Raw genomic sequence first — 11467 nt, forward strand, 5'->3', positions numbered from 1 at the left:
GGGTCACAGCGATTCAATCTGCCGGCGGAGGGGCAGAGGGCGATTCAGGACGAGCTGATCGGGACGCTGGTCCACGCGGGCGGCAGGGGCCGGGTCTGGCCCGTCAAAAACGAATCCACGGCGCGAGTTTGGGAGCCCTATCAGGCAACTCGCAATCCGACGAACCCTCGGTCGTGAAACTCGATCGATGGCGCTCGGCTCACCGACGTTGCCCGCTCCATCGACCGTTTTGCATTGATGAAGGCACATTACTTGGAACATGGCTCCCCTCTCCCCAAAACAGATCGCGCGAAAGCCATTTGTTCGCAGAGTGACGTTGACCGCGATCTGTTTTGGGGAGAGGGGCTGGGGGTGAGGGGCTCAGCATTGAGACGCTTCACATCGATTGACGTGCAAAATCGCCGATCATTTTGAGGCGTGATTGTTGTCGGGTTTCACCGCTTGGTTATCAAGTATCGCCTTCGGGGCTTCTCTGCTCATCTGTGTCACGATGGATTGGAATCCCCCTCACCCCCAGCCCCTCTCCCCCAATTCCTGACTCGCTTAGGCTCGCCAAGAATCGGGGGAGAGGGGAGCCAGAATCATTAGGTGACTGTGAAACTGCTGCTCCAATTGGGGGAGCTTACGGTGGTCGCTGCAACGTTTTTGACGGTCCAGGCCGGGGCCGTGGGCTTGGCGTCAATCGGCTGATCACCGTTTTGAGATCAGCCGCGTGGGTCGAATTTGGCGAAAATCATCTTGCCGGCGTTGGTCTGTAGCGTGCTGGTCACACGCACTTCCAGTTCCTGGCCGATTCGGTTTCGCGCCCCTTCGACCACCACCATCGTCCCGTCATCCAAGTAGCCGATGCCTTGCTCGGCGCCTTCACCCGGCTTGATGATTTTGACATTGAAGGACTCATCGGGAAGATACACCGGACGCAGTGAATTGCTGATCTCGTTCAGATTGATCACCGGCACGTTGTGCAGCTTGGCGACCTTGTTCAGATTAAAGTCACCGGTCACCACCTTGCCTTCGAGGTGTTTGGCCAACAGCACTAACTTCAGGTCAACCGTTTGGCCGGCCAATTCCGGCAAGTCGCGATCAAAGATCATCAGGTCGACGTTGTCATCGGCCCGCATCCGATTCAGCACATCCAAGCCGCGGCGGCCACGGACGCGACGGAGTTTGTCGCTGCTGTCGGCGATCGCTTGGAGCTCGCTGAGGGCGAAACGCGGCATGATCAACTGGTTGTCAAAGACGCCGGTGTTGACCAGATCCGCGATCCGGCCATCGATCACCACGCTGGTGTCCAGCACCAAGGGCTTAAACCCTTTGACTTCGCGAACAAACTCGACATACGGAATCAGGAAGCGAAAGTCGTCTTTGGTTTGAATCAGAATGCTGACACAGACATAACACAACAGCATCCCCATGATCAGTTTCACCGCGTTGCCGACCAGCAACGATTGGGCGAACAGCGGCGCGATGGCGATCCACAAGATATAGCTCAGCAAAATTCCGATCAGCACCCCGAAGTAAACCGCCGAAATGGAATCGATGCGTTTGCGCGGGATAAAGATATCCCCCATGATCGCAACGACGGCGATCCCCATCACGCCGGCAAAGACGACATAGGGATTGATGTCCGCATCACTCGGCAGCGCCGTGTTGATGATCCACGACACCCCGCCGGCGCAAAGTAAGAAAACGCATCGAAGGATGATCAATTCCATAAGACTAGCTGGTCACGGGATCAATGTATTGGGTTGGTTTTGGAAATCGAAATCGCCGCACTGGCACCGTTGGCCAACGCACAGTCTAGATGACGCAGCGATCAGTCCCCAAGGGGACTCGGAAATCGAAACCCGATCACAGGGAGAAAGTGCCCCGAAAACCCCGAGAAACGGGAGAATTGGCACAATGTGATGTCCGCTTCCGGTTGCCAAATGAACACGGATCCCCGGGGCAAGCAAGAAACTCACCCCACCTTCGCTATTTGATCTCGGCCAGCAATCGATCCATCTTCGATTGGATTTTCGAGGCGACTGCGGCGATCTCGTCGTGGGCTTTTCGCGCCGCTTGTGCCAGCGATTGGGCTTGCTCAAGTTTCTTCTGCAGCTCCCCGCGGGTGGCCAGCAGTTTGTCGGCTTCGGCTTGACGCGCTGCAGCGGTTTGCCGGTGCGTCTTGATGGCATCGATCAGGGCGACACGGTTTCGGCGTTGTTTGGCCATGTCGGTCAATTTCGCCGCCAGTTTTTCTTCCGACTCCGCGACCGCAACCATCTTCGACGGATCGGTTTTTAGGGCCACACGCAGCGCCGTCACTTCGTCTTGAAGATCGCGAACGGAAGTGGTCAGCGCCGGGAGTTGTTGGTCGAAGGTTGCGCCCTGTTGTTCAGCTGTTTTTGCGGCAGCATCATTTTCGGCAGCCTGTTGCTTGAGCGCGGCGACCTTCTGGTCCAGCTCCGTCAGCGTCTTTTGGGCGGCGGTCACCGCGGCATTGGCCTGGTCCAGCTTCGCCTTCGCCGGCGTCAGTTTTTCTTGGATGGAAACCAGGGTCGTCTTGACGGCTTCGACACGTTTGGCAGCCGGTTCGGGGTTGGCGGCCAAGCGGACCATGGCGTCGGGGGTGTCGACCGGTGTGTTGAACACGGATCCGGCCCAGTCGCCATAGATCAGTCGTTTTCCGTCGTGGGTGATGGCGACTTCCAGCATGTCTTCACCGGCGTGGTTCAGCGACTTCAGTTCCTTGCCGGATGCATCCCACAATTTGGCCCGATTGTCGCGCCCGGCGGTGGCCAGTCGGGCTTGGTGATCGAACCGGACCGCGGTCACGCCGCCACCGTGGGCGTTGATCGATTTGATCGCTTTGCCGGAAACCATGTCCCAAAGTTTGACGGACCCGTCGTCGCTGGCGCTGGCCAAGACGTTCGAATCATCGCGCCAGGCGAGTGAGTTGATGCCGCCCTTGTGACCGGCGAGATCCAGGTACTGGCGCCCCGTTTCGGCTTCCCAAACGATCAGCCCGCCCGAGCGGTCACCGGAGGCGAGCAGCACTCCATCGGGGCTGTAGGCGACGGTGTAAATCCAATCGGTGTGTTTTTTGATGTCGAACAGCTTTTCACCGCTGCTGACATCGAAGATCCGCAACATCTTTTGCGGTCCGCCCATGGCGACTCGCGACAGGGTGTCGTTGGCGTCGGCGCCGAACACGATGTCCAATTCGTCGCCGACGGTCGCGACGCGCTCGCCGGTTTTGACGTCATAGATCGCGACCACTCCGAGCACGGAGTGTTCCCCGCCGCCGGCAATCAGGTACGAACCGTCACCGCTGAAGCGGAGTTCCTGGGCGACGCCTTCGGGGAACGGCAGAATGCCCAACAGTTCGGCGGTGTCGCTGTGGTACATCACGATCTGGTTTTGACCGGCGACGGCAACCAGCGGGGCCCAGGGACTGGCCGCGATCGCGGTCACCGCTGCGGCCCGCGAGGTGACGACCGGGGTTTCCAACGGCAGCGTTTCGGGCATCGCAACGGGGCCATCGGGTTTCCCGCCGGTGGGGGCGACAAAGGCCAACGCGTTTGATTTTTTTACTTTGGCTTTGGATCCGGAGTTCTCCAGGATTCCGCCTTCGATCCAGGCACGAATGATCGCCAGCTTGTCTGCCGGCAGCTTGTCTTGCTTGGGGGGCATCACGGGTGTGTCGTCGTGATTGACCAGTTGCCACAGCCGACTGCTCTCGGCATCACCATCGTCATAGACGACTTCACCGCTGCCGCCGCCTTCGACGACCGATCCGAACGTGTCCAGTGCCAGTCCGCCCTTCTTGTCGCTTTGCTGGTGACAGTTCAGGCAGTACTGCCGAAAGATCGGTTTGACGTCGTCTTCGTAGGTGACCTTTTTCGGAGCCGCGTCGGCCGCTTGGCAGACCGAAACAGCCGACAGCGTCGAGAGTGCAGCGAATCGAACAAATGCAGATCGGACAGACATGGCGGGAGAGGGTAGGCGGGGGAGGGGGGCCTGGGGCACAGGCCCGATTCGAACTCGGTACTCGATCCAGTTTAATCAGCGTCGCCCGATGAGCGACGCGTATTTTCTCGTTGAGCGTTTGATGCGACCGGACGGCTCGCGCCGTTCCGCTAACACATTGAGAGCCAAAGTAAGTGACATTGGGCGCAAGCCCTCCGGTCGGAGTAACCCTATCGTTGGCAAAGCCCTAGTGGTTGAACACAAATTCGCGACTGTTGAGCATGGCCCAGAAGATGTCTTCCAAGGCGGCCGTCTTGTTTTCCGCCTTGTCGACGGTGGCTTTCAAGTCGGCCAGCTCGGTCGCCGAAGGGCTGCGTGAGAGACAGCGGACGAAGATCCGGTCGATCACTTGTTCTTCGGTCAACTTGTCGGTCTCGATCCAACGCTTGATCTTGTTTCCCTGCGCGACCTTGCTGCTGACGCTGCTGCCGTTGAGCAGGTGCAGGGCCTGGGAGAGCGAGGGATCGGTCGACGCCTCGCAGTCGCAGACCGTCGCTCGTGGGGCCCGGCCGAAGGTGGTCAGGAAGTAGTTGCTCGTCTTGCCGTCGGCGATCTGCACCGCACGTGCCCCGATCGGCAATCCGGTGAACTTGTCCGGTGCCTCGGTGACTTGGCAAATGCAGTCGAGCAAGCTTTCCGCAGGGATTCGTCGGATGGTTGCGTGGGCGTAGTTGCGATTGTCGTGGGCGTTGGTTTCGTTCGTTTCGCAGCTGCGTTGGTAGGCTTGGCTGTTGCAGATGTCGCGCACCAGTCGACGGAAATCGAAGTCGTATTCGACCAGTTTTTCGCCCAACAGTTCGAACAGCTCGGGATTGCTAGGCGGATTGCTGACACGAATGTCATCGACCTGATCGACCAGTCCGACGCCCATGTAGTGGGCCCAAACTCGGTTGGCGATCGACTTGGCGAAGAACGGGTTTTCCGGGCTGGTCAGCCACTCGGCCACCACCGCACGGCGATCTTTGCCGCGGGTCTCGGGCGCTTCGCCGCCAAGGAACTTCGGCGGGACGGGCTTTTTCGTCACCAAGTGATTGACTTCGCCACCGCCTCGGTTGTAGACAATTTTCTCACGGTAGTCTTCGGCGTTCTTGCGGCCGATCTGCGAGAAGAACGACGCGAACCCGTAGTAATCGTCCATCGTCCAACGGTCGAACGGATGGTTGTGGCACTGGGCACATTGGGTGCGAATCCCCATGAACACCTGGGCCACGTTTTCGGCGGTCTTGAGGGTGTCACGCTCGATCTCATAAAAGTTGGTCGCCGGTGAGGTAAACGTTCCGCCGGTGCTGGTCAACAAATCGCGAACCATTTGATCGACCGGAACGTTCTTGGCGAACTTGTCGGTCAACCAGTTTGCGTACAGGAAGGCGGACTTGTAACTGACCTGGTTGGTGCTTTTGATCATCAACAACTGGGCAAACTTCATCGCCCAGATTTCGCTGAACTCCTTTCGCTCGAGCAATTGATCGATCAGGGCGGCGCGTTTGTCGTCGGCCGGGTCCGAGACGAAACTGCGGTACTCTTCTTCGGTCGGCAGCATTCCGGTGATGTCGATCGTCACACGGCGGATGAACTCTTCGTCGCTGCACAAACCACTCGGCAGAATCCGCAGTTGCTGGAGCTTCTTGCCCACCGATTGGTCGATGTAATTGCCGGTGATTTGCGGCGGGGTGTAGTCCAGGTCGGTCGGCAGCGCCAGGACTTGGCTGCCCACGGTGTGCGTGTCAAAGCGGGCCATCACAAACGCTTCACCGCGTCGACCCGCGGTCACGTTTCCGGTGTCATCAATGGCGGCGGTGCCGGAGTTGTTGGAGGTGAAGGCGGCCAAGCGTGTGACATCACGCGTGGTTCCGTCGCTGTACGTTGCCACGGCGACGAACCGTTGGGTGGAACCTTCGCCTTCGATGACCGCTTGTTCGGGATAGATCGCGACGGCGTCCACCGTCGGCGGCTTGTTGTCGGCCGGATCGGCCAACGCCCCACCGGACAACCATTCCAGGACGGTCGCGTAGTAATCCGAATCGACGTCAAACAGCTTGCCGCCGGTGTGCGGAACCGCGCCGATCGACTTCTTCAGAAACAGGCTTTCTTCGGGGATGGCCAGGTTGATGCGGCGAACACCGATTTCACGGGTGATGCGCAGGTAGTCGCCATCGGGATCGAAACCGAACAAGCTCATCCGGAATCCATCTTTTCCGCGGGCGGCTCCGTGACACGAACCCGTGTTGCATCCCGATCGCGTCAACACCGGCATCACGTCGTTGGTGAAACTGATCGGCGGTTTGGTTTGCGAATTGGACACCGTGACGGGAATACGGACTTCGGTGCCGAGGTATTCGGCGATCAACTCGGTCGCCCCGTCGGCCAACGGCAGCAGTTGGAACTTGTCGCGTTTGACCTTGGATTCGTCAGCAATTTTCCAGATCACACGATCGCTGGCGTCTTCGGTGATCCCGTCGTCGCGTCGAATCACGGCGACAAAGGACTGGAAATCACGAGCCGAGTTGAGCTTGATTTCAGGCGGGTAGACCGCAAGGTCAGGCTTCCGCGGAGAATCCGAGGGACGGGACGCTGCTTCGTCGGCCGGTGTCACGCCGAGGGACGGCATGGCCAGTGCAAGCAGGAGCAACAAGGATGCGGCGGGGCGAGTTTTCATGTCAAAAACGCTGTTTGGGGGGACACTCGATCAGCGCGGTGGCCGTGTCGAGGTGAGTCACCGAAGGGCGTGGGCCATTCGGAACCAAAACTGTGGTGGTGTCTAAACGAAAGCACCCGCGGATTCGGCGGGTGCCCTCGTCGCTGGTTATTTCTTTTGCCGAAGCTGTTCCAGGCGGCTGAGCGGCTTGGGCTTGGCCGGTGCTTTGGCAGCCGGTTTCGGTGCGGCCGGTTTCGGCGCGTCGACCTTCGGCGGCAAGGGTTTATCGATCCGAAGCTCACCCGTGCCGTTGGTCTGGACGATCGTTTCGTCACCGACTTTGACGCGAGCGATGCAGTTGAGTGTCCGGTGCGTTCCGACCTTGGCCTTGGCGTCGATGACCAGCGGAAATGTCACGCTTTCGGATTCGGGGGTGACCGGTTGCGTGGCGGCAGGGCTGGTCACACCGGCCGGGATTCCGACCAACTGCACCTCGGCTTCGCCAGGGTATTCACGCAGGATTTCGAGCGGGATCGAGACGCTGATTTCGGTGCCCAGTTCGCCGGCGGACTTGGGGAAGGTGTACTTGAAGATCGAGTTTTCGACTTCGAGCATGATCGGCGGTGTGGCCGTCATGGCGGACCCCGTTTTGGTGTTGTAGGTGGCCACGAAAATGATCGGCCAGGTTCCGATTCCGGCACCGGTGTTGGCGGTGATCGGAATGTCGACTTCGGTTTTGCCCTTGGCGATCGAACGACTGTTGTTGATCGAGATTCCCGGCGGGTTGTAGAGCGTCCGGATGGAGACGGTGTCGTCGAATCCTTCTTTTTTGGTAATCCGCACCTTCAAACTCTTGGATCCGCTCCGCACGATCGGTGTCTTGGGCTGGACGACTTCGATCGTGAAGGGGACTTCGTCGGTCACGGCCATCGCGGCACGTTCGGTATCGTAGCCCCACATTTCGCGGCGGTTTTGTCCCAGCACCAGTTTGTGGTGTTGAGAAAGTTTGCCGCCGATCAACGGGTTCTTGTCATCGCCCTTGGCAAAGATGGTGTAGAGAGACGCGTTGTGCGTGGCATCCGGGGCCGCGGTCAGCAAGACGGGGACTTCGGGGCGTCCGGCGGGCATCGGGAATGTCGTCGCCGTCACACCCTTGGGAAGTCCTTCAAACGACAGATTGACTTCGCCGTTGTACCGGTCGCGGGCGGCCGAGACGACCATGCCGACACTTCCGCCGATCGGAACCGCGACGACTTGGGCTTCGTCACGACGGAGTTCTTTGAGCGACAGGTTGACCGCCGGCGTTGGCGTGCTGACTTCGATTCGATAGGTGTAGGTCGGTCCGCCGCCACGAAGGTGGTCGTAGACTCGAACCGTGTGCTTGCCGTCGACCTTGGCATCAAACTCGAGGAACGGATCGATTTTTCCACGGCTGTCGTCGCTTGACGTGAGCGTCGCATGCTTCGGATCGAACACGTTCAGCACGGCATCCAAGGGGGAACGCAACACGTCTCGGGCAAACACTTCGACCCGGTACTTGGTGCCCTTTTTGGCTTCGAACGTAAAGCAATCGTAATCCTCGGGTTTTTCGATCACACCACAGTAGGCACCGGGAACCGGAACCACGGGGGCGGATCGGCGATCATCATTGGGTTCCTTTTCCATCGCGACGGGCAAGTCGTTGACGCGAATCCAGTTCGGCGACGGGGTGACCCCGTTTTCGTCTTCGGTCGTCACGCCCCATTGCGGATAGGTTTCGCTGGGAAGCGGGATCTTGGCCGAGCGTTCGCTGCCGTCGGACAGAATCAACTTGGCATCCAACACGGTCGACGGCGGGCCGCCGGCGGGGATCACCGCGACCGGTCGCGGGTAGGTGCCGACATGCAACCGGTATCCACCCAGGTTGCTGCCCAGGAACGAACTGTCGCGGACCAGGATGGAATACTTGCCGTCGGCGGGAGCGGTGAAGCTGCACAAGCCGTCTTGCTGGAACAGCGAGGAGTCGTCACTGGAGGCGACTTCGAAGCGGCCTTCGTCCAGGATCGCGATGTAGGGATCCAGGATATCTCGGTTGCGCAACGAGTTGGCGATTCGAATGCCTTCGATTTCGACGTTCAGCGTCTGCCCGGCTTTCAGTTCGACCTGGTAATAATCGATGTCTTCCCGCTTCACCACGCCGTCGATCGTCGAGTTCAACGCGATCACCTGCGGTGCAGCAAAATCATTATTGGGTTCGACTTCGGCGACCACGGGCATCGCGCCAACGCCCAGCAGACGCAGGTTGGCGATCCCGCTCTTGGTGATCAACCGGATCGGGTACAGGCCCGGCGTCAGGTCAGCTGCGGCACGGAGTTTGACTTCGGTCGCACTGTTGCTGACCGCTTTGACTTCCAAGATTTCAATGCCGGGCAAGTCGCAGAGGACTTCGGAGGCATCACTCAGACGTGTTCCTTTGAAGGTGACGACCGCTTCTTCCCCACGGACAACGCCGCGCGGTTCCAAGCTGGTGACGACGGGGAGTGTCGCGGATGCGGATGGGATCAGCATCGTTCCGATCAGGAACGTGAACACCCACGCCGCAGCATGCGGCCGGAGAGTTGTGTGTTGTTTCATCATCGATTCGTCAACGATTGTGGAACAGGCGGGGTTCGAACGCTCGGTCTTGCGAGCGTTTGGGTAGGATTGGCAGGTGATGTAAGCTTCCAGACGCGTGGTGGGGAATCGCGAGCTGGAAGCTTACGCCACGCGCTGCAAGCGTTTTTTTCGTCTACACCATCAACGGTTCGATCAGCTTTCCGCCGTCGACGATTTCGATCGGTCGATCGCCGGGGGCCATCAATTCCTTGTCGGCAACGATGCCGAGCAAGCGGTACATGGTGGTCGCCAGGTCGGCCGGTGAAACGGGATGGTCTTCCGGTTCGGCTGCGGTCGAATCGGACGCACCGTGGATCATCCCGCCCTTGATTCCGCCGCCGGCCATCAAGACGCTGAACACCTTGGGCCAGTGGTCACGGCCCGCGTCGTTGTTGATCTTGGGGGTACGGCCGAACTCGCTGCTGACCATCACCAAGGTCTCGTCCATCATGCCGCGTTCGGTCAGGTCGTCGAACAACGCTGCCAGGGCGGTGTCGAGCGCGGGCATCTGGCTTTTGAAACTTCTGGTGATGTTGGCGTGCATGTCCCAGCCGCCGTAGGTCAGCGTGACCAAACGGGTGCCGGCTTCGACCAGACGACGAGCCATCAGCAACCGCTGTCCGGCCTGGTTGCGGCCGTAGCGGTCGCGCATTTTGGCGTCTTCTTTGTCGATGTCGAACGCTTCTTTGGCCGCCGGGGTGTCCAGCAGACTGTAGGCTCGCTCGTAGAACGTGTTCATCGCTCCGACGTTGTCTGCCGCCGTCGCCGAAACAAAACTCTTGTTGACCGCCGCCAACGCTTCTTTGCGTCGCATGAATCGGTCGGCATCGACCCCGCCGGCCAGATCCAAGTCGCGTACCTTGAATCCGCTTTGCGCCGGATCCGAGCCGAGGGCAAAGCCGCCGTAGCTGCTGGGCAGGTATCCGGTCCCGGCGAATTCGTTGGGGACGTTCGGAATGCAGACGTAGGGAGGCAGGTTGTTCCGCGGTCCATATTCGTGGCTGACGACCGCGCCGAACGAGGGGTATCGCAGCGCCGGGCTGGGCTTGTACCCGGTGAACATGTTGTGGGTGCCCCGCTCGTGGGCGGCTTCGCCGTGGGTCATTGAGCGGATCACGCTGAACTTGTCGGCCCGCTTGGCCAACTGCGGCACGGCTTCACCGAACACTTCACCCGTGTTCGTTTTGATCGTCCGCATCTCGCCCCGGTATTCCAACGGGCTGTACGGTTTGGGGTCGAATGATTCCTGCTGGGCCATCCCACCAGGCAGATAAACGTGGATCACGCTTTTCGCTTTGGCTTCGACAAAATCATAATGCTTCTGCTCGGCCATCGCCTGACGCATCAGCAACTCGGGCAACGATAGCCCGATCCCTCCGAGAGCTCCGGCGGCCAAGAATCCGCGACGGCTAAATGGGTTTCCTTCGCAACGCATCGAACGACTCCGTGAATCAGTGATGGGTGGGGGTGAATCTCAGCGGCTTCAAACACGAACAATCAGATGCAACGGTGACACATCGCATTGGTTTCACGTTTCAAACAGCATCGGAGCATCCGATGTCGCTGAAATGTTTTGGTAGGCGGGGACAGCGATCAACGCCGAAGGCTTTCGTCGTGGTGCTGTTGGGGTGGGGGTGGTGTTCAGACAATTCGTCGCATGCTTGCACAAACGGATACTATCTGAACGACAACGAGTCTATCGTCCGGATGAACCCTAGAAAATCACGTAACCGGAAAAATTATCCTTTCCGGATTGCGGACGTAATCCTCCTAAGGTTCGCCCAGCGTAGCGGTAACCGCCAATGGAGTCAAATTACACTAGCTGGCGGGCGGTTCTGGGTTGGGCCGATGGGGCGGGGCGGCGGCAGTAGGTCACGCTGTGCGTGACAGCTGGCATGCACAGCATGCCCTACCGCTTACCACTGCAATTTCCACGTCTCGGGAGATTGTTCCAGGTCGTACCAGCCGTCGAAGTGTTCGGGGCGATCGGCTGCGGACAATTCGATCGAGCCTTGTTCGGCCAACTGGTGGATGAATTCGCCGAGCTGTCGGCTCGAGCCGAATTCCCAAGCGATCAGCTCTTCGCGGCCCGATTCGGCGAAGTGGTCGACCGCCAATTCCAGCAGGACACGACAGACGCCTTCGGCGGTGACGTGTCCGGCTTGTCGCAGCGCGGGGTCTTTCATG

General features: G+C 59.5%; 6 protein-coding genes. All 6 read right to left on the bottom strand.

The annotated features are described in order from the left end of the window. Positions 1 to 704 precede the first annotated feature (704 nt). Positions 705 to 1715, bottom strand: a complete 1011-nt coding sequence (locus tag Enr13x_RS14950) for a PIN/TRAM domain-containing protein (RefSeq protein WP_145387325.1) — start codon at positions 1713 to 1715, stop codon at positions 705 to 707. A gap of 259 nt (positions 1716 to 1974) precedes the next feature. Further along, complete coding sequence (locus tag Enr13x_RS14955) at positions 1975 to 3972, bottom strand: c-type cytochrome domain-containing protein (protein WP_145387327.1); 1998 nt, start codon at positions 3970 to 3972, stop codon at positions 1975 to 1977. A 226-nt stretch (positions 3973 to 4198) separates the two neighbouring features. After that, complete coding sequence (locus tag Enr13x_RS14960; protein WP_145387330.1) at positions 4199 to 6667, bottom strand: DUF1549 domain-containing protein; 2469 nt, start codon at positions 6665 to 6667, stop codon at positions 4199 to 4201. Between the two features lie 147 nt (positions 6668 to 6814). Continuing rightward, positions 6815 to 9262: a pre-peptidase C-terminal domain-containing protein gene (locus Enr13x_RS14965; RefSeq protein WP_231744306.1), complete on the bottom strand. Its 2448-nt coding sequence runs from the start codon at positions 9260 to 9262 to the stop codon at positions 6815 to 6817. 151 nt (positions 9263 to 9413) lie between these two features. Next, positions 9414 to 10715, bottom strand: coding sequence for a DUF1501 domain-containing protein (locus Enr13x_RS14970; RefSeq protein ID WP_145387333.1), 1302 nt, complete (start codon positions 10713 to 10715; stop codon positions 9414 to 9416). Between the two features lie 481 nt (positions 10716 to 11196). Continuing rightward, positions 11197 to 11466 carry a hypothetical protein gene (locus tag Enr13x_RS14975; RefSeq protein WP_145387336.1) on the bottom strand — a complete coding sequence of 90 codons (270 nt, stop codon included), beginning with the start codon at positions 11464 to 11466 and terminating at the stop codon, positions 11197 to 11199. Position 11467: the final 1 nt, after the last annotated feature.

It is taken from the genome of Stieleria neptunia, assembly GCF_007754155.1.
Taxonomy (GTDB): Bacteria; Planctomycetota; Planctomycetia; order Pirellulales; family Pirellulaceae; genus Stieleria; species Stieleria neptunia.